An 18648-nucleotide genomic window follows, 5' to 3' on the forward strand; every position below is an offset into this window, starting at 1 on the left:
CCATAGCAGTCCCGAACGCCCGCGGTGACAACCCTTATCACCGTCCTCTGGGGTCGGCTAGGGGTGTTTCAGTCGCCGTTCCGTTCTTACTGTTCCGGGGAAGCGGAAACAACGCGGTGCGAATACGCGCGAATGCGAAGCGGAGAGACCATGACGGAACTCGCGGTTTCAGAGACCGCCCCGGATTCCCCGGTGACGGCGCCGTCCCTGGTGCACGAGCTGCTGGACGAGGCCGCGCGAGCCGTACCCGACGGCACCGCCGTCCGCGACGCGGCCGGCGCCTGGACGTACCGGGAACTCCACCGGACGAGCCGCGCCTTCGGCGCCTGGCTGGACGCGCGGGGGCTGCGTCCCGGGGACCGCCTGGTCGTGCAGGCGCCCAGCCGCCGCGACCTGGTCGCCCTGTTCTACGGCGCGGTCTCCCGCGGTGTGGTCTTCGTGCCGCTCAACCCCGGGATGAAGCCCTTCCACCTCCAGTCGGTGCTGGGCAACGCCGAGCCCGCCCTGGTGATCGGATCGGGCCCGACCGTGCCGCGGCTGCGGGAGCTGTCCACCGTCCCGGTCCACGACCTCGCCGACCTCTGGCCCGACGTGACCGGACGCGCCGAACGGGGAGAGTCCGCGCCGCCCGTCACCGTCCACCCCGACGACATCGCCGTACTGATCTACACCTCGGGGTCCACCGCCGCCCCCAAAGCCGTGATCTGCCCGCACGCCCAGGTCACCTTCGCCTCCCGGGCCATCGTGGACGCGCTCGGCTACCGCGCCGACGACGTGGTCTTCTGCCGCTTCCCGCTCTCCTGGGACTACGGCCTCTACAAGGTGCTGATGACCTGCCTGGGCCGCAGCGAGATCGTCCTCGCCGACGAGGAGTCGGACCTGACGCTGCTCGACCGGATGCGGCGGACCGGCACCACGGTGGTGCCCATCGTCCCGTCCCTGGCCCAGATGATCGTGTCCCTGGCCCGGCGCGACGCGGACGCGCTGCCGCCCGTGCGCATGTTCACCAACACCGGCGCCGCCCTGCCCGCCCCCACCATCCGGGCCCTGCGCGACCTGTTCCCCGGCGTCCGGGTGGTCCGCCAGTTCGGCCAGACCGAGTGCAAGCGGGTCTCCGTCATGCCCCCCGCCGAGGACGCCGGCAGACCGGACTCGGTCGGGCTGCCGCTGCCCGGCACCCGGGTACAGATCCTGGACGAGGACGGCCGGGACGCCCCCACCGGTGACATCGGCGAGATCGTGGTCGGCGGACCGCACGTGATGCCGGGTTACTGGCGCGACCCCGAGCAGACCGCCCGCTCCTTCCGCCGGGACCCGCACACCGGTGAACTGCGCCTGCACACCGGCGACTACGGCAGCCTGGACGAGGACGGCTACCTCTACTTCCAGGGCCGGCGCGACGACATGTTCAAACGCAAGGGCATCCGGATGAGCACCGTCGAGATCGAGGCCGCCGCCATGGACGTCCCCGGGGTGCGGGCCGCCGCCGTCGTGCCGCCCGCCGACGGCGCCGACCTCGCACTCGTGGTGGAGGCCGACGACCTGCAGCCGCACACCGTGCTGCGCGCCCTGGCCGCCCGCCTGGAGCCCGCCAAGGTACCCGCCCTGTGCAAGGTCGTCGCGAGCATGCCGCTCACCGGCCACGGCAAGAACGCCCGGCACGAACTGGCCACGCTCGTCCGGGAGGGCGCCCGGTGACCGCCACGCCCTCCGACCCGCACGGCGCGCTCGTCGAGCGCTTCGGCACCCCGCTCTACGTGTACGACCTCGACGAGGTCACCGCCGCCCGCACCGAACTGCTGGACGCCCTGCCCGACGGGTCCGCCCTGTACTACGCGCTCAAGGCCAACCCGCACCCCGACGTGGCCCGCGCCCTGCGCGGCGACGACGGCCGGGTCCGCGCCGAGATCAGCTCCAGCGGAGAACTCCACGCCGCCCTGGAAGCCGGCTTCGATCCCGCCCACTGCCTCTACACCGGCCCCGGCAAGACCACCACCGAGATCGGCCACGCGCTCGACCTCGGGGTGCGCACCTTCTCCACCGACTCGGTCAGCGACGTACGCCGGGTCGGCCGGGCCGCCACCGAGCGCGCGGTGACCGCCGGGTGCGTCCTGCGCGTCAACGCCGTCAACACCGACACGGGCGGCGCCACCACCGGCATCCGCATGACCGGGCGGCCCAGCCAGTTCGGCTTCGACGCCGAGAGCCTGCCCGCCGCCCTGCCCGACCTGCGCCGCGTCGAGGGCGTCCGGCTGACCGGACTGCACTTCTTCCCGCTCAGCAACGCCAAGGACGAGGCCAACCTCGTCTCGGAGTTCCGGCACACCGTGGCCGCCGCCGTCCGCCTCGCCGACGACCTCGGCCTGCCACTGGAACTGCTCGACCTCGGCGGTGGCTTCGCCGCGCCCTACGGGACACCCGGCACCCGCGACAGCTACCCCGCCCTGCGCGGCGAGCTGGAGGCCATGCTCGACACCGCCCTGCCCCGCTGGCGCACCGGCAGCCCCGAGATCGCCTTCGAATCGGGCCGCTACCTCACCGCCTGCGCCGGCACCCTGCTGCTGGGCGTCAGCAACGTCAAGATCGGACGCGGCCGCACCCACGTCATCCTCGACGGCGGCATCAACGCCTTCGGCGGCATGTCCGGCCTCGGCCGGCTCCTGCCCACCCACGTCGAGCCCGCCACCACCACGGCCCCCGCCGACGCCCCCACGGTGACCGCCCGGCTGGTCGGCCCGCTGTGCACACCCGGCGACGTCCTCAGCCGCGACCTGCCCGGCCCCGCGCTGCGCCCCGACGACGTGGTCACGGTCCCCAACACCGGCGCCTACGGCCCCACGGCCAGCCTGCTGGCGTTCCTCGGCCGCCCCGCCCCCGCCGAGATCGTCCTGCGCGGCGGGGAACTCGTCTCGGCCACCCGCATCGACTACCGGCGTACGCCCGTCGAGGACGCCGGCCTCCCGGCCCCCGCACGCCGATCCGCTCAGGAGCCCGCCCCGTGACCCACCTCTCCACCGCCCCGCCCCGCCCCGGCGACGTACACCCCGCCGAGACCGCGGGCACGGTGATCGTCACCACCGTGGCGTCCGACTCCCACACCTGGAACCTGGTCTTCCTCCAACTCCTCCTGGAGGAGCGGGGCTACCGGGTCGTCAACCTCGGCCCCTGCGTACCCGACGCGCTGCTGCTGTCCGAGTGCCTGCGCCACGAACCCACCCTGGTCGTCGTGAGCAGCGTCAACGGCCACGGCCACGTGGACGGGCTGCGGCTGGCCCGCACCCTGCGCGCCCACCCCGCGCTCGCCACCGTCCCCGTGGTCATCGGCGGCAAGCTCGGGGTCTCCGCGTGTGCCGCCGAGCGCGGCCGCCAGGCGGCGGCCCTGCTGGAGGCCGGCTTCGACGCCGTCTTCGACGACGGCCAGGAGGAGGACCTGCGCCGCTACCTGGACACCGCCCGGCCCGCGCCCGCCCTCACCGGCGCCCGGTCCGGAGCCCCGGGTACGCCTTGACCCCCGACAGCCGGCCCGCGCCCCGGCCCGGCCCGCTCGCGGGCCCGGCCGGCGGCGTCGCGCACGCCTCGGACTTCGGGAACTTCGTACGGCGGGAGGGCGGGGCCGGGCGCCTGGTCGTCCAGCCCCGCATGGGCTTCGACGACCCCGGCCGGATGCGCGCCGGACTCGCCGCCACCAAGGCCGCCCGCGCGGTCACCGTGGGCACCGTGACGCTGGACAGCTACACCCGGCTCGGCAAGAGCGAGGCACTCGCCGACGCCCTCGCCCAGGGCCGCGAACTCAACGGCTACCCGATCACCACCCACGCCCCGGCCGTCACCGCCCGGATGCTGGCGGGCATCCGCGACCGTACCTTCCCGGTGCAGGTCCGCCACGGCTCCGCCGTCCCCCAGCACATCTTCGCCGCCCTCATCGACCAGCGCATCGACGCCAGCGAGGGCGGCCCGGTCTCCTACTGCCTGCCCTACGGGCGCACCCCGCTCGCGGACTCGGTGCGCAACTGGACCGAGGGCGTACGCCGCTTCGCCGCCCTGCGCGACCTGGGCAGCGAACCCCACCTGGAGTCCTTCGGCGGATGCCTGCTCGGCCAGCTGTGCCCGCCGAGTCTGCTCGTCGCCGTGTCGGTGCTGGAGGCGCTGTTCTTCCACCGGCACGGGGTGCGCGACGTCTCCGTCAGCTACGCCCAGCAGACCGATCCGGCACAGGACCGGGAAGCGGTGGCCGCGCTGCGGCGGCTGTGCGCCGAACTGCTGCCCGCGCCCACCTGGCACGTGGTCGTCTACGCCTACATGGGGCTGTACCCGGTCACCGAGCGCGGCGCCTACGGCCTGCTGTCCGACGCCGCCGCGCTGGCCGTGCACTCCGGCGCCGAGCGGCTGATCGTCAAGACCGTCGCCGAGTCCCGTCGCATCCCCACCATCGAGGAGAACGTCGCCGCGCTGGAGGCCGCGGCCCGGTCGGCGCGGACCGCCGTGCGGGGAACCACGCCGCCCACCCGGCAGGAGTCGGCCGCCGCGGACAGCGAGACCTACGAGGAGGCCGCCGCCCTGGTGCACGCGGTGCTCGACCTGCACCCCGACCCCGGCGTCGGCCTGGCGAGGGCCTTCGCACGCGGCTATCTCGACGTCCCCTGGTGCCTGCACCCCGACAACCGGGGCCGCACCCGCAGCTACATCGACGGCGACGGCCGGCTCCGCTGGGCCGACACCGGATCCCTCCCGTTCGGCCGCACCGCCTCCCGCTCGGCCCCGGCGCGCCGGATCGGCTCCGCCGACATCCACGCCGACCTCCACCACGTGCAGCGCCGCTACGACACCGCGGGCGGCCGGCTCCCCGCCGCGGCCGGGGCGGAACCGGAGTCCCCGGAGATCACCGGGGGTGGGAACGGCTCGCGGGTAAGCCATAATTGACGCCATGTGGTTCGGGGTCCTGGGCGAGTTCGTGGTGCGGCGCGATGACGGAAGCTCGGTGGCCGTCCGAGGCCCGCGAGCCCGGTCCCTGCTCGTCCTCCTCGCCCTGGAGGCCGGCCGGCCCGTCACCGTCGACTCCCTCATCGAGGGCCTCTACGGCGACAAGCCGCCCGGTGACGCCCTCAACGCCCTCCAGTCCCAGGTCTCCCGGCTCCGCCGCGACCTGCGGGGGGCGGCGTCGCACGAACTGGTCGAGTCCCACCCCCTCGGCTACCGGCTGGCCGTCGACCCCGACAGCGTCGACGCCCACCGCTTCGAACGCCTGGCCGCCGAGGGCCGTCGGCAACTCGCCGCCGGCGACCACGCCGCCGCGGCCGCCACCCTCCGCCAGGCCCTCGACCTGTGGCAGGGCCCGGTCCCCGTGGAACTCGGCGAGGCCGTCACCGCCCGCGCCCGCGCCCGACGCCTGGAGGACCTCAGGCTGGCCGCCGCCGAGGACCGGGCCGAGGCCGAACTGGCCCTCGGCGGCCACCGCGAACTCGTCGCCGAACTCCAGCAGCTCGTCGCCGCACACCCGCTGCGCGAACGCCCCCGCGGCCAGTTGATGCGGGCGCTGTACGGCTGCGGCCGGCGCGCCGACGCCCTGGCCGTCTACGACGACGCCCGCCGCACCCTCGCCGAGGAACTGGGCAACGACCCCTCCGAGGAACTGGCCGCCGTCCACCTGGCCGTGCTCCGCGGCGACCCGTCCCTGACCACCCCGGCCGCCCCGGCCCCGTCCGAGCCCGCCACCGTCGCGCGGACCGGGCCGCCCGCCCAGCTCACCACCTTCGTCGGCCGGCGCGACGAACTGGAACGGGTCTCCCGGCTCCTCGGCCCGCTGGACCGCGGCGGCGGCGCCCGCCTGGTCACCGTCGTCGGCTCCGGCGGCTCCGGCAAGACGCGCCTGGCCATCGAGGCCGCCGGCCGCGACCCCGGCGGCGTCGTGTTCGCGGACCTCGGCGGCCTGCGCGACGGCGGGGACCTGCCCCGGCAGGTCCTCGACGCGTTCGGCGTCCGCGAGGGCGTGCTCAACGCCGGCGGCCGCCAGAACCAGCCGCCGGACACCGTCGAGCGCCTCGTCGCCGCCCTGTCCGACACCGAGATCCTGCTCGTCCTGGACAACTGCGAGCACATGGTGGAGGAGGTGGCACGCCTCGTCTTCCGGCTGCTCACCTCCTGCCCCCGCGTCCGGGTCCTGGCCACCAGCCGCGAGGCGCTGGGCATCACGGGCGAGGTCCTGTGCCCCGTACCCCCGCTGGCGGCCCCACCGGAGGGGGTCAGCGCGGCCGAGGCCCTGGAGTACCCGGCGGTGCGCCTCTTCGCCGACCGCGCCATGGCGGTCCGGCCCGACTTCACCGTCGACGCCGCCACCGTCGCCCCCGTGGTGCGGGTCTGCCGCGCCCTTGACGGCCTGCCCCTGGCCATCGAACTCGCGGCCGCGCGGCTGCGGTCGCTGCCCGTGGACGAGGTCGCCGCCCGCCTCGACGACCGGTTCCGGCTGCTCAGCCAGGGCAGCCGGACCGCCTCGCCCCGCCACCAGACCCTGCGCGCGGTGGTCGGCTGGAGCTGGGACCTGCTGGAGGAGGACGAACAGCGCCTCGCCCGCCGGCTCACCGTCTTCGCCGGCGGCTTCACGCTCGGCGCGGCCGGACGGGTCTGCGAACTGTCCGATGCCGAGGCCGTCGAGCGGCTGACCGGCCTCGCCGACAAGTCCCTGATCGAGGGCGACGGCGGCCGCTACCGCATGCTGGGCACCGTCCGCGCGTTCTGCGCCGAACGGCTGGCCCAGGCCGGTGAGGAGGAGGAGGTCCAGGCCCGGTTCACCCGGTACTTCCTGGACCTGGCCCGCACCGCGGAGCCGTACCTGCGCAGCGCCGACCAGCTGGCCTGGCTCGAGCGGCTGGCCGCGGAGCACGCCAACCTCCAGGCCGCCCTGCACCGGGCGGTCCGCGCCGACCAGGACACCGCGCTGCGTCTCATCGCCGCCCTGACCGGCTACTGGTGGCTGCGCGGCCTGCGGGGCCACGGCGCCGCGGCCGCCGCCGAACTGCTGCGCAAGGTCGGCACCGAGCCGCCGCGGGAGCTGCGGGAGGAGTACGTGCTGTGCGTGCTCAACGCGGCCGCCGGCGGCGACGACGGCGCCGGCGGCTCCACCCTCCAGCCGCACTGGCTGCGGGCCGAGGAGATCATGGCCGAGCTGGAGTGGCCGCCCCGGCACCCCTTCCTGACGGTCCTGTGGGGCATGGGCACGGGCGCCCCGCGCGCCGCCCAGGCCGGCGGCCCCCGGCGGCCCGACCCGTGGTCCGACGCGCTGGCCCGGCTCGGCCGGGGGCACATGGCGCTGTTCGGCGGCGAGGTGGACGAGGCGGCACGCCAGTTCGAGGACTCCCTGACCGGGTTCCGGTCCACCGGCGACCGCTGGGGCATGGCCCTGTGCCTCGCCGAACTCGCCATGCTGGCCGGGTGGCGGGGCGAGGGACGGCGCTCCATGGCCCTGTACGACGAGGCGCTGGAGTCGGCCGGACAGCTCGGCGCGGTCGAGGACCTGGCCGACCTGCTGTGCCGCAAGGCCGACGGACTGGTCCGGGCCGGGGACTTCGCCGCCGCCCGCACCGCCTACGAACGGGCGGCGCGTACCGCCCGGGAGGCCGGCGCACCCACCCTGCCCGCCGCCGTGGAGTGGGGACTGGGCGAGATCGCCCGGCTCAGCGGCGACCTCACCGAGGCCCGCCGGCTGGTGGAGGCGGCCCTCGCGGGCTGCGCCACCGGATGGTTCGCCGTGGAGGAGCTGCGGGCCCGGGTGTTCGTGGCGCTCGGCCGGATCGCCGAGGCCGAGGACGACACGGCCCGCGCCCGGGAGTGGCACCAGCGCGCGCTGAACGTGATGATCGGCAGCCGCAATCTCGCCGGCGCGGCCGGAGCGGTGGAGGCGCTGGCCGGCGTGGTGCTGCTGGAGGGCGACGCGGAAGGGGCCGCGCTGCTGCTGGGGCTGGGCGCGGGACTGCGCGGCGTCTCGCTGGCCCAGGACCCGGACGTGGCACGCACCATGAGCCGGGCGCGGGAACTGCTGCCGCCGGACGTCTACGAGGCGGCGTACACGCGCGGACGCGCCATGACCGGCGAGGAGGCACTCGCCTTCCTCGGCCGGCCCTGACGGTCCGGATCGCCGGGGGACCGCAGACAAGGGGAGGCCCGGGCCGCGCGAGCGCGGCCCGGGGGGGGCAACGAGCGGATGCCGCCGCCGTCGGAACGGGGGATGGCCGCGGCGGCGGCACCCGGTGCGGGCCGTTTCCCGCGCGACAGGGACACGCGGGAGGACACAGGCACCGCGTCCGGCGCCCCGTGGGGGCGCCGGAGCCGGAGGTTCAGCGGGTCGTGGGAACGGGCAGGGCGGGCTCGTCGCCCGGCTCCTCCTCCTCGATGACCTTGGGGACGCCGCGCAGGGTCACCAGCGAGACCACCGCCACCGAGGCCATCACGCCGGCCGCGACCAGCGCGGAGAGGTGGAAGGCGTCCACGAACGCGTGCCGTGCGGCCTCCAGGACCTGCGCGGCGAGTTCCGCCGGCAGCGAGGCGGCCACCTGCGCGGCGGAGGCGATGGAGTCCTCGATCGCCGGCACCGCCGAGGCGGGCACCCCGTCGGGCACGTCCAGGCCACTGGTGTAGGCGGAGTTCAGAGCGCTGCCGAGCACCGCGATGCCCAGCGCGCCACCCACCTCCATCGCCGTCTCGGAGATCGCCGCGCCGGAGCCGGCCCGCTCCTTGGGCACGGTGGCCAGCAGCGTGTCCCCGGTGACCGCGAAGGCCATGCCGAAGCCCACGCCGACCGGCACCATCGCCACGACCAGCATCAGGTAGTTCGACTCCATGCCCGCCGTCGTGTAGAGCGCCAGGCCGATCGAGCCCAGCCCCAGCCCCAGCCCCACGGTCCTGGCCCGGCCGATCGCCGAGATCAGCGGCGCCGCCAGCGCGCCGCCGCCCACCGCGGACGCCGCCGCGCCCGGCAGTCCGGCCAGGCCCGCCTTCAGCGGCGACCAGCCGAGGACGAGCTGGAAGTACTGCGCGAAGATCAGCGACTGCGCCACCATCGCGAACATCGCGAAGAGGTTGGCGAGGACCGCGCCGGTGAACGCCGCCCTGCGGAACAGCCGCACGTCGATCAGCGGGTGCGTCAGCTTCGTCTGCCGCACCACGAACACCGCCAGCGCCGCGGCGCCCAGCAGCGCGGTCGCCCACACCTTCGGCTGGTCCACGCCGCCGTGCGCGGCCTCCTTCACCGCGTACACCAGGGCGATGAGGCCGCCGGTGGACAGCACCACGCTCGGCCAGTCCAGCCGCCCGGGACGCGGGTTGCGGGACTCCGGCAGCACCAGCAGCGCGGCGATGAACAGCACCAGCAGGATGGGGATGTTGATCAGGAAGACGGACCCCCACCAGAAGTGGTTCAGCAGCACCCCGCCGATGATCGGCCCGAGGACGAACCCGGAGGCCGACATCCCGCTCCACAGACCGATCGCCGCGGTGCGTTCCTTGGGGTCGGTGAACACGTTCCGCAGGATCGACAGGGTGGACGGCATGATGGTGGCGCCGGCCACGCCCAGCAGGGTCCGCGCCACCAGCAGCGTCTCGGCGTTGGGCGCGTACGCGGTGAGCAGCGAGGCCGCGGCGAACCCGACCGTACCGATCAGCAGCAGCTTCTTGCGGCCGATCCGGTCACCGATCGAACCCATGGTGATGAGCAGACCCGCCAGGACGAACCCGTAGATGTCCGCGATCCACAGGATCTCGGTGGCCGAGGGGTCGAGATCGCTGATCAGCTTCGGAATGGCGAGGTGCATGACGGTCAGGTCCACCGTCAGCAGGACCACGGCCGCGCAGGCGATGGCCAGGACGAGACCCTTGTGCAGGCGTCCGTTGACTGGAGTGTGCATGCTCCCAGCCTGGGGGGCCGCGCTTACCGCCCGCGCACCGCGCGCTTACCGCGCGCGCACCGCCCGTACGCCGGGCGGTGCGCGCGGCCCCGCGGGCTACGCCAGCTCGGAGGCGATGGCCCGGACGTACGCGCCGTAGGCCGAGGACGGAAGCCGCGCGCCGAGCCGCTCGCACGCCTCCGCGTCGATGAAGCCCATGCGCAGCGCCACCTCCTCCACACAGGCGATCCGCACACCCTGGCGCTGTTCCAGCACCGACACGTACTGGCTCGCCGCCAGCAGCGAGGACGGGGTGCCGGCGTCCAGCCACGCGAACCCCCGGCCCAGGTCGACCAGACTGGCCTTCCCGCGCCGCAGGTAGTGCAGGTTCACGTCGGTGATCTCGAGTTCGCCGCGCGGCGAGGGCCGCAGGTTCTTGGCGATGTCGATCACGTCGTTGTCGTAGAAGTACAACCCCACGATGGCCCGGTTGGAACTCGGCCGGGCCGGCTTCTCCTCGATGGAGACCAGCCGTCCCTCCGCGTCCGTGACACCGACCCCGTACCGCTCCGGGTCCTCGACCGGATACCCGAACAGCACGCACCCGTCGACGTCGTGGGCGGCCCGCTGGAGGATCTCGTAGAAGTTGTTGCCGTGGAAGACGTTGTCCCCCAGCACCAGTGCCACCGGATCCCCGCCGATGTTGTCCGCGGCCAGGATGAACGCCTCGGCCAGACCGCCGGGCACCGGCTGCTCCACGTAGTCGAGCCGGAGCCCCAGCGAGGACCCGTCGCCCAGCAGCCGCCGGATCTGCGGCAGGTCGTGGGGTGTGGAGATGATCGTGATCTCCCGGATGCCGGCCAGCATCAGCACCGACAGCGGGTAGTAGATCATCGGCTTGTCGTTCACCGGCAGCAGCTGTTTGGACACGGCGAGCGTCAGGGGATGGAGCCGGGAGCCGTGTCCGCCCGCCAGCAGGATGCCCTTCATGCCCGCTCGGCCGCCAGCCGCTCCAGCTCGGGCACGATGTCCCGTGGCGCCGGCGCCGACAGCAGTTCCTTGGCCAGCCGCTCGGCGCTGTCGGCGAAGGAGGGCTCGCTCAGCACCCGTTCCACCGCGGCCTGCAACGTGTCGGCCCGGAACTCCCGGGGCTCGATCATCAGACCCGCCCCCTGCGCCTGGACCGCGAGCGCGGTGGCCCGCTCGTCCCACAGCCAGCCCGGCACGATCACCTGGGGCACACCGTGCCGCAGGGTGTTCTGCAACGTGCCCATGCCCCCGTGGTGGATGATCGCCGAACAGGTCGGCAGCAGTTCGTTCAGCGGCACGAAGTCCACCAGCCGCACGTTCTCGGGCAGCTTGGTTCCCGCCAGCGACTCGACCACCGCGGGGCCGACCGTGGCGATCAGCTCCACGTCCATCTCGGCCGCCGCCGCCAGCAGGTCGGTGACCGGGAAACCGTCGTTGTACGCCTCGGGCAGGGTCAGCCCGAGGGTGAGCACCACCCGCGGCCGCTCGGGCTTCTCGTGCGTCACCCAGTCCGGCACCACCGACGGCCCGTTGTACGGCACCGGGCGCACCGGGACGCGGTTCAGCCCGGCGTCGATCCGCAGGAACGACGGCAGCGGGTCGATGGTGCGCTGACCGACCACCAGCTCCTCGTCGAACCGCCCGTCGCCCTCCGGGTCGCAGCCGAGCCCCGCCAGCCGGCCGGTGATCCAGTCCCGCAGCACGTCCACCCGGGCCTCCTCGGGCTGCTCCGCGGCCAGACGCAGGAACAGCTCCCGCATCCGGGCCCAGTGGTCGGTGCCGAACAGCAGCCGCGCGTGTGCGGCGCCCGAGGCCCGGGCGACGGCCGGGCCGACGTAACTCATCGCGTCCCACAGCACCAGGTCCGGCTGCCACGCGCGGGCGAACCGGGTCAGGTCGGTGAGCATCTCGGTGTTGGTGGACAGCTCCGCGATGTGCGCGTAGGCACCCAGCGTGTCCCGGACGTACTCCCAGGTCAGCTTGGCGGGGTCGGTCTCGGCGATGTTGAAGCCGCTGCCGTAGCCGGCCTCCGCCGACTCCGGGGCCTGCTGGGACTGCTCCATCAGGTTCAGTGCCTGGCCCACCGGAACGGCCGTCAGGCCGGCCCGGGTGATGGCGGGCACGAGGTCGGGCTGGCTGGCCACCCGGACCTCGTGCCCGGCGCTGCGCAGCGCCCAGGCGATCGGCACCGTGTTGTAGAAGTGCGAATCGAGCGCGAGTGTCGTGACGAGGACACGCATGTGACATCTCCCTGGTGAACGGAATGCCGGGTGCGACGAGTCCGGGTTCGGCGCCGGGCTCTTTCCCATCTCCGATCAGCGGGGAACGCACCACACGGCTTCCCTCATGTGCGAAGTCACGGTATTCCGGCCACCCGGGCCGCCCAACCCCTAGCGTCCGGGGCCTGCCCCTACGGACCGCCAAGGGCCCCTAGGGGTTTTTCCGGCCATCGGTGTTCCCTACTTTTGACGCCTGCGGCAGGAACGAAAGGCGGTCGGCCATGCACATGGAACCGAGCACGGAATCGTCGTCCCGCTCCGCGATCGTCTTCCCCGGCATGGGGGCGATGTCCTTCGCGGACGTGGGCCGGTTCATGGTGGCCAACCCGTACGCACGGCGGTTGGTCGCCATCGCCGAGGAAGTCCTCGGCTATTCACTCATCGACGGATACCGGCAGTCCGAACACGACTACAGCGAAGCCGCCCAGGTCGCGTTCCTCGTCAACTGCCTGGCGCTGGCGGAATGGGCGGAGGCCGAACTCGGCGTCGCGCCCGACCTGTGCGCCGGCCCCAGTTTCGGCGGAAAGGCCGCCGCGGCCTACACCGGCTGTCTGCCCTTCTCGGACGCGGTGCTGATGACCACGCGGCTGGCCGCCTGCCAGGACGACTACTTCGCCGAGCACCACACGGACGTGGTCACCCACTCCTTCGTCCGCACGCCCGAGCCGAAGCTCCGTGAGCTGCTGGCCGAACTCGACGCGCGCGACGAGTGGTATGAGATCTCCTGCTACGTCGACCACGACCTCTACATGGTCTCGCTGCGCGAGGGCGGCCTGGAGCGGTTCAAGAAGCGGATCCGCTCTCTCGGCGGCCTCTCCCTCTACACCATGCGCCCGCCGCTGCACGCGGCCCTCTTCGCCGGCCTGCGCCGCCGGGCCGAGGACGAGGTACTGGGCAAGCTGCCCTTCGCCGACCCCCGGATGCCCGTCGTCTCCGACCACGACGGCACCCTGCTGACCGAGGGCGACCAGATCCGCACCCTGCTGCTGGACGGCATCGTCCGGCCCATGCGCTGGCCGGACGTCGTGGACACCCTGCGCCGCGAGGACGTGGCCACGGTGCACGTGTCCGGCCCCGACAACCTGTTCGGCCGGGTCGCCCGCACCACCGACCACTTCGACGTGGTGCGTGTCAACCCGCGGCTGGCGCTCCAGCCGCGCAGCCGGCCCCACGCCGAGGCGTGACGACCCGTCCGAGGAGCACCCATGCCCGAGGCGTACGCCGACGCCCTGCACGCGCGGTTCCTGCGCGGACTCGCCCTGGCCCCCGAGCGGGTCGCGGCCCGCGGACCCGGCTGGGCCCTGACCTACCGGGAGCTGCACGAGCGCGCGCTGACCTGGGCCGGTGCCCTGCTGCGGGCCGTCGACGGTGACGCCCGGGGCGGCCCGGGCACGGTCGCGGTGCTGGCGGACAAGGGACCCGACGCGTACACCGGCGTCCTCGCGGGACTGTGCGGCGGCCTGACCGTCGTACCGATGAGCACCGGCTTCCCCGCCTCCCGCATCCGGCAGATGCTGGACGCGGCCGGCGTGTCCGCGGTCGTCGCCGACGCCGCCGGACGGGCACTGCTCGCCGAGGCCGTCGGGCCGGACGGCCGTACCCCGCCCGTGCTGGCCGCCGAGGGCGGCACCGTCCGGGCCGACGCCGCCCACGCGCTGACCGAGCCCCGCCCGGTCCGGGCCGACGACACCGCCTACGTCCTGTTCACCTCGGGTTCCACCGGCCGGCCCAAGGGCGTGCGCGTCACGCACGGCGCCACCGACCACTACTTCCAGGTGCTGGACACGCGTTATCCCTTCACGCCCGAGGACGTCTTCTCCCAGACCTTCGACCTCAACTTCGACTGCTCCCTGTTCGACCTGTTCTGCGCGTGGGGCGCGGGAGGCACGGTCCAGCAGATCCCCGCGACCGCCTACCGGGACCTGCCCGGGTTCGCCGCCTCGGCGGGACTCACCGTGTGGTTCTCCACGCCCAGCGCCGTGGCCCTGGCCCGCCGCACCGGAGGACTGGCCGAGGGAGCCCTGTCCGGCCTGCGCTGGAGCTTCTTCGCCGGCGAGGCGTTCACCTGCCGCGACGCCGGGGACTGGCACCGGGCGGCCCCCCACTCGCACGTGGAGAACCTCTACGGGCCCACCGAGCTGACGGTCACCGTCACCGGCCACCGCTGGTCACCCCAGGACCCGGCGGACCGGGCCGGCAACGGACTCGTGCCCATCGGCACCGTGCACAAGGGCCACGACTGGCTGCTGCTCGGCGAGGACGGCGGACCCGTGCCCGACGAGGGAGAACTCGTCGTCACCGGACCGCAGATGACCCCCGGCTACCTGGACCCGGCGGACGAGGAGGGCCGCTTCCTCGAACGCGACGGCCGCCGCTGGTACCGCACGGGCGACAGGGTGCGCCGCGTCCGCGGCGAGGTACTGGCGTACGTGGACCGCCTCGACGCCCAGGTGCAGGTCCAGGGCTGGCGGGTCGAGCCCGCCGAGATCGACCAGCGGCTGAGGGGACTGACCGGCGTGCAGGACGCGGTCACCATCGCGGTGACCGGGCCGGACGGCCAGACCGCGCTGGTCGGCTTCTACACCGGCACCCGGCAATCCCCGGCCGTCCTGGTCCGCGGCCTCCGCGCCCACCTGCCGGAACGCATGATCCCGCGCCGCTTCGAGCACCTCGCCGAGTTCCCCCTCAACGCCAACCGCAAGACCGACCGGAAGGCGCTGCGCGCCGTCGCCGCCGGACTGCTGGGCGCGTGACCGGCCCCTGACCGCCCGCAGGCCCCGCCCGTCACGGGCGGGGCCTGCGGGCGCACCCGCTCAGGCCGTCGTCAAGCCGACGTCAGACCCTCGCGCAGCGGCTTCCACCAGGCCGGGTTGTCGACGTACCAGCGGACCGTCGCGGCCAGGCCCTCGTCGAAGGGGACACCCGGCCGGAACCCCAGCGCCCGCAGCTTGCCGTCGTCCAGGGAGTACCGCCGGTCGTGCCCCTTGCGGTCCGGCACCCGACGCACCATCTCCGGACCCACGTCCAGGGCCCGCAGCAGCCGTTCGGTCAGCTCCAGATTGGTCAGCTCCGTACCGCCCGCGATGTGGTGCACCTCGCCCGGCACACCCCGCTCCGCCACGAGCTGGATGCCCCGGCAGTGGTCGTCCACGTGGATCCAGTCCCGCACGTTCAGCCCGTCCCCGTACAGCGGCACCGGACGGCGCTCCAGCAACCGGGTCACGAACAGCGGGATGACCTTCTCCGGATACTGGTACGGCCCGTAGTTGTTGCCGCACCGGGTGACCCGCACGTCCAGTCCATGGGTACGCGCGTACGACAGCGCCAGCAGATCCCCGCCGGCCTTCGCCGCCGCGTACGGGGAGTTCGGCGACAACGGCGCCTCCTCCGTCCACGAGCCCGCGTCGATCGAGCCGTACACCTCGTCCGTGGACACGTGCACCAGCCGCGCCCCCGCAGCCAGGCAGGCCGCGGCAAGACGGTGCGTCCCCACCACGTTGGTCAGCGTGAACACGTCCGCCGCCGTGATCGACCGGTCCACATGCGTCTCGGCCGCGAAGTTGACCACCACGTCGTGCCCCGGGACCAGCGACGCCAGCAGCCCGCTGTCGCAGATGTCGCCCCGCACGAAGGCGTACCCGCCCGCGACCGGCTCGAGATTCGCCATGTTGCCGGCGTACGCCAGCTTGTCCAGGACGGTCACCTCGGCGTCCGCCCAGGCGGGGAACCCGCCCGTCAGCAGGGTGCGCACATAGTGCGAGCCGATGAACCCGGCCCCGCCCGTCACCAGCACCCGCGTCACCATGCCCACGCCTCCGGTCCCGGACCGCCGTTGCCCAGCGGCGGGAACAGCTCCTCCAGCTCGGCCAGCAGCCCCTCGTCCAGCCGCAGACCCAGCGCCCGCCGCGCCCCGTCCAACTGCGCGGTGGTGCGGGGACCGACCACCACCGACGTCACCCCCGGACGGTTCAGCACCCACGCCAGGCCGACCTCCGCCGGATCCAGCCCCGCCTCGGCGCACAGCTTCTCGTAGCGGGTCACCGCCGCCCGGTGCTGCTCCAGCGCCACCGACGCCCGGCCCTGCGCCGTCTTCACGGCCGTACCGTCGGCCAGCTTGCGCAGGGCCCCGCCCAGCAGCCCGCCGTGCAGCGGGGACCACACCAGCACACCCATGCCGTACGCCCGCGCGGCCGGCACCAGCTCCAACTCCACATACCGGGTCACCAGGTTGTACACGCACTGCTCGGAGACGATGCCCAGGAAGTGCCGCCGGTTCGCCGCCTCCTGCGCCGCCACCAGGTGCCAGCCCGCGAAGTTGGACGACCCCACGTACCGGATCTTGCCCTGCTGGACCAGCACCTCCATGGCCTGCCACACCTCCTCCCAGGAGGCCGCGCGGTCCACGTGGTGCATCTGGTAGAGGTCGATCCAGTCCGTGCCCAGCCGCCGCAGCGACTCCTCGCACGCCGCGATGATGTGCCGGGCCGAAAGACCCTGGTCGTTGGGCAGATCACTCATCGGGTTGAACACCTTGGTGCCCAGCACCACCCGCTCGCGCCGGCCGCCGCCCTGGGCGAACCACGCGCCGATCAGTTCCTCGGTGAACCCCTTGTACTGCTGCCAGCCGTACTGGTCGGCCGTGTCGAAGAAGTTGATGCCGCGCTCCAGCGCCTCGTCCATCAGGGCGAACGCCTCCTCGCGCGTGGTGCGCACCCCCAGGTTGAGGGTGCCCAGGCACAGCCTGCTCACCTGGAGCGCCGTCCGCCCCAGCCGGGTGTACGCCATGGCGTCCGCGCCGCCGCCTTCGTGTGCCGTGCTCATCGTGCGGGAACCTCCTCGCCCGGGCCGGCCGCCGGGGCGCCGCCGGCCAGACTGTGCAGGCACGCGACGAGACTGCGGGCCTCGATGTTCAGGTAGTGACCGTGCCGGAGAAGCCCGGCGAGCTGATGAAGGGCGACCCAGCGGAACGTCTCGTCCTCGATCCGGTGATCACCGTGCCAGTCGACGACCAGATAGCGGTTGACCGCGTGATGGAACCGGCCCCCCTCCTCCGACAGACGGCTGTCGAAACGGACCCGCTCCGCCGGCGCGCCCAGCACCTCGTCGAGGAAACGCAGCGGCGGCGGACGGTCCGCCCGCGCGTAGTTCGACGGCACGCACTGCACCGTCGGCGCCAGCTCCACCTTGTCGACCAGACCCGCCTGCGTACGGGCGTGGACCAGGGCGTGCACCACTCCGCCGATCTCGGTGACGAGGAACGCCACCACGCCCTGCGCGACCGGCTCGATCAAGGGCTGCGTCCACTGCCGCACCTCGCGGCCCGCGGCCCGCACATCCACCCCGATCACGCGGAAGAACCGCCCGTCCTCGTGGGTCACGGACTCCTCCGTGCGCTTCCACCCCCGCACCTCGTCCAGCGGCACGCGCCGCACCGACAGGCCGCTGCCCGCCCGCAGACCGGCCAGCCAGCTCAGGATCTCCCCGGTGGTGTGCAGCGCGCCCGCACCGTCGGCGCAGGAACGCAGCAACGCCGTGGACGCCGGCGCCGTGACGTCGGCGCCACCGAAGGGCAGACAGGCCAGGACCGACCGGGCGTCCATGTTGATCACGTCGTCCTCGGCCAGCAGCCGGTGGATCTGGCCCAGGGTGAGCCACCGGAAGCCCTCCCCGGCCTCGACCTCGACCTCCTCCGACACCTCCACCACGATGTTCCGGTTCCGCTTCCCGGCGAACCACGACCCCTGCTCCGACTGGAGCGAGTCGGCCAGCACACGGTGCCGCTCCGGCCGCTGGAAGAACTCCAGATACGGCACCGCGGCACCCCGGTGCACCCGGGTGTAGTTGCTCCGCGTCGCCTGCACCGTGGGGGACAACTGGACCCCGTTGTGGTTGCCCGGCTCGTTCTTCGCCTGCATCAGGAAGTGGAGCACACCGCCGAACTCCCGGGCGAGAAGCCCCAGGACGCCGATCTCCGGCTGCCGGATCACCGGCTGGTCCCAGCCCGGCAGACCACCCTCGGCGTCCTCGGCCGCCAGCCCCTCCACCGAGAAGAAGCGACCCGAGTCGTGCACCAGGTTGCCGGTGCCCGGCTCGGCACGCCAGCCGGACAGCTCGGCCAGCGGTATCCGGCGGACCTCCGCGACGTCCTCGCGCACCCGCCCGGCGTACCAGTCCCGGAACTCCCGGCTGCCGGTGGCCACACCCTCCACCGCGAGCGCCGACTCGGCCAACCGCGCGGCGGTGCGCGACGCGCCCTGCCGGTCCGGCGGTTTCAACGGCGGCGCCACCGCGGGAAATACATCGGCCATGGGAGATCCCCTTCGGTCGTACCTTTCCCATTCGCCGGCGAGCCTATTGAGGACCGGACCGCGCTGGGAATGCTCCACGACCCCGGGAATACCGCCCCCCGCCACGGTCAGCGTCTTCCACCCAAGATTAGGGGTGGTCTCCGACGACCGCCTCGCCCA

The 18648-nt window shown here is 73.6% G+C and carries 13 protein-coding genes; 7 read left to right on the forward strand and 6 right to left on the reverse strand.

The window, feature by feature from the left end:
- Positions 1 to 150 precede the first annotated feature (150 nt).
- Genes ACFIF2_RS23785 through ACFIF2_RS23805 form a run of 5 tightly spaced genes read left to right on the forward strand, consistent with a single transcriptional unit; the run spans position 151 to position 8116 of the window.
- Complete coding sequence (locus tag ACFIF2_RS23785) at positions 151 to 1698, forward strand: AMP-binding protein (RefSeq protein ID WP_395575248.1); 1548 nt, start codon at positions 151 to 153, stop codon at positions 1696 to 1698.
- The gene (locus tag ACFIF2_RS23790) at positions 1695 to 3002 is read left to right on the forward strand and encodes a type III PLP-dependent enzyme (protein ID WP_395575249.1); all 1308 of its coding nucleotides are present in this window, start codon (positions 1695 to 1697) and stop codon (positions 3000 to 3002) included. The genes ACFIF2_RS23785 and ACFIF2_RS23790 overlap by 4 nt, the downstream gene beginning before the upstream one ends.
- Positions 2999 to 3508 (forward strand): cobalamin B12-binding domain-containing protein, encoded by a 510-nt coding sequence (locus ACFIF2_RS23795; RefSeq protein WP_395575250.1) that lies wholly within the window; start codon positions 2999 to 3001, stop codon positions 3506 to 3508. Before ACFIF2_RS23790 ends, ACFIF2_RS23795 begins: the two co-directional genes overlap by 4 nt.
- Positions 3505 to 4920, forward strand: a complete 1416-nt coding sequence (locus tag ACFIF2_RS23800; protein WP_395575251.1) for a methylaspartate mutase — start codon at positions 3505 to 3507, stop codon at positions 4918 to 4920. The genes ACFIF2_RS23795 and ACFIF2_RS23800 overlap by 4 nt, the downstream gene beginning before the upstream one ends.
- Before the next feature lie 4 nt (positions 4921 to 4924).
- Positions 4925 to 8116: an AfsR/SARP family transcriptional regulator gene (locus tag ACFIF2_RS23805; RefSeq protein WP_395575252.1), complete on the forward strand. Its 3192-nt coding sequence runs from the start codon at positions 4925 to 4927 to the stop codon at positions 8114 to 8116.
- 211 nt (positions 8117 to 8327) lie between these two features.
- Here the strand turns inward: ACFIF2_RS23805 and ACFIF2_RS23810 are convergent, their stop codons facing one another.
- From ACFIF2_RS23810 to ACFIF2_RS23820, 3 genes are all read right to left on the reverse strand, one after another.
- Positions 8328 to 9893: an MFS transporter gene (locus ACFIF2_RS23810; protein ID WP_395575253.1), complete on the reverse strand. Its 1566-nt coding sequence runs from the start codon at positions 9891 to 9893 to the stop codon at positions 8328 to 8330.
- Between the two features lie 96 nt (positions 9894 to 9989).
- Positions 9990 to 10862, reverse strand: coding sequence for a glucose-1-phosphate thymidylyltransferase RfbA (gene rfbA, locus ACFIF2_RS23815; protein WP_395575254.1), 873 nt, complete (start codon positions 10860 to 10862; stop codon positions 9990 to 9992).
- Positions 10859 to 12142, reverse strand: coding sequence for an activator-dependent family glycosyltransferase (locus tag ACFIF2_RS23820; protein WP_395575255.1), 1284 nt, complete (start codon positions 12140 to 12142; stop codon positions 10859 to 10861). Before ACFIF2_RS23820 ends, rfbA begins: the two co-directional genes overlap by 4 nt.
- Positions 12143 to 12402: 260 nt before the next feature.
- Here ACFIF2_RS23820 and ACFIF2_RS23825 point away from each other — a divergent pair, with 260 nt between their 5' ends.
- A complete protein-coding gene (locus ACFIF2_RS23825) occupies positions 12403 to 13365 on the forward strand; it encodes an ACP S-malonyltransferase (protein WP_395575256.1) in 963 nt (320 codons plus the stop codon).
- Between the two features lie 21 nt (positions 13366 to 13386).
- Positions 13387 to 14934, forward strand: a complete 1548-nt coding sequence (locus ACFIF2_RS23830; protein ID WP_395575257.1) for an AMP-binding protein — start codon at positions 13387 to 13389, stop codon at positions 14932 to 14934.
- A gap of 71 nt (positions 14935 to 15005) precedes the next feature.
- On the opposite strand, the gene rfbB is transcribed toward ACFIF2_RS23830, so the two are convergent.
- From rfbB to ACFIF2_RS23845, 3 genes are read right to left on the reverse strand one after another with little or no spacing between them, the layout of a single operon-like run.
- The gene (gene rfbB / locus ACFIF2_RS23835; RefSeq protein WP_395575258.1) at positions 15006 to 15986 is read right to left on the reverse strand and encodes a dTDP-glucose 4,6-dehydratase; all 981 of its coding nucleotides are present in this window, start codon (positions 15984 to 15986) and stop codon (positions 15006 to 15008) included.
- Positions 15980 to 17002, reverse strand: a complete 1023-nt coding sequence (locus ACFIF2_RS23840) for an aldo/keto reductase (RefSeq protein ID WP_395575259.1) — start codon at positions 17000 to 17002, stop codon at positions 15980 to 15982. Before ACFIF2_RS23840 ends, rfbB begins: the two co-directional genes overlap by 7 nt.
- On the reverse strand, positions 16999 to 18489 hold the full coding sequence (locus tag ACFIF2_RS23845) for an NDP-hexose 2,3-dehydratase family protein (RefSeq protein ID WP_395575260.1): 1491 nt from the start codon (positions 18487 to 18489) through the stop codon (positions 16999 to 17001). The genes ACFIF2_RS23840 and ACFIF2_RS23845 overlap by 4 nt, the downstream gene beginning before the upstream one ends.
- Positions 18490 to 18648 lie beyond the last annotated feature (159 nt).

The sequence above is a fragment of the Streptomyces sp. BK79 genome, from assembly GCF_044142145.1.
In the GTDB taxonomy this organism is placed as follows: Bacteria; Actinomycetota; Actinomycetes; order Streptomycetales; family Streptomycetaceae; genus Streptomyces.

Excerpts from the sequence above, each read along its gene's own strand:
- ACFIF2_RS23785 (WP_395575248.1), top strand. The coding sequence starts at position 151 with ATGACGGAACTCGCGGTTTCAGAGACCGCCCCGGATTCCCCGGTGACG.
- ACFIF2_RS23805 (WP_395575252.1), top strand. The coding sequence starts at position 4,925 with ATGTGGTTCGGGGTCCTGGGCGAGTTCGTGGTGCGGCGCGATGACGGA.
- ACFIF2_RS23810 (WP_395575253.1), bottom strand. The coding sequence starts at position 9,893 with ATGCACACTCCAGTCAACGGACGCCTGCACAAGGGTCTCGTCCTGGCC.
- rfbA (WP_395575254.1), bottom strand. The coding sequence starts at position 10,862 with ATGAAGGGCATCCTGCTGGCGGGCGGACACGGCTCCCGGCTCCATCCC.
- ACFIF2_RS23820 (WP_395575255.1), bottom strand. The coding sequence starts at position 12,142 with ATGCGTGTCCTCGTCACGACACTCGCGCTCGATTCGCACTTCTACAAC.
- ACFIF2_RS23825 (WP_395575256.1), top strand. The coding sequence starts at position 12,403 with ATGCACATGGAACCGAGCACGGAATCGTCGTCCCGCTCCGCGATCGTC.
- ACFIF2_RS23830 (WP_395575257.1), top strand. The coding sequence starts at position 13,387 with ATGCCCGAGGCGTACGCCGACGCCCTGCACGCGCGGTTCCTGCGCGGA.
- rfbB (WP_395575258.1), bottom strand. The coding sequence starts at position 15,986 with ATGGTGACGCGGGTGCTGGTGACGGGCGGGGCCGGGTTCATCGGCTCG.
- ACFIF2_RS23840 (WP_395575259.1), bottom strand. The coding sequence starts at position 17,002 with ATGAGCACGGCACACGAAGGCGGCGGCGCGGACGCCATGGCGTACACC.
- ACFIF2_RS23845 (WP_395575260.1), bottom strand. The coding sequence starts at position 18,489 with ATGGCCGATGTATTTCCCGCGGTGGCGCCGCCGTTGAAACCGCCGGAC.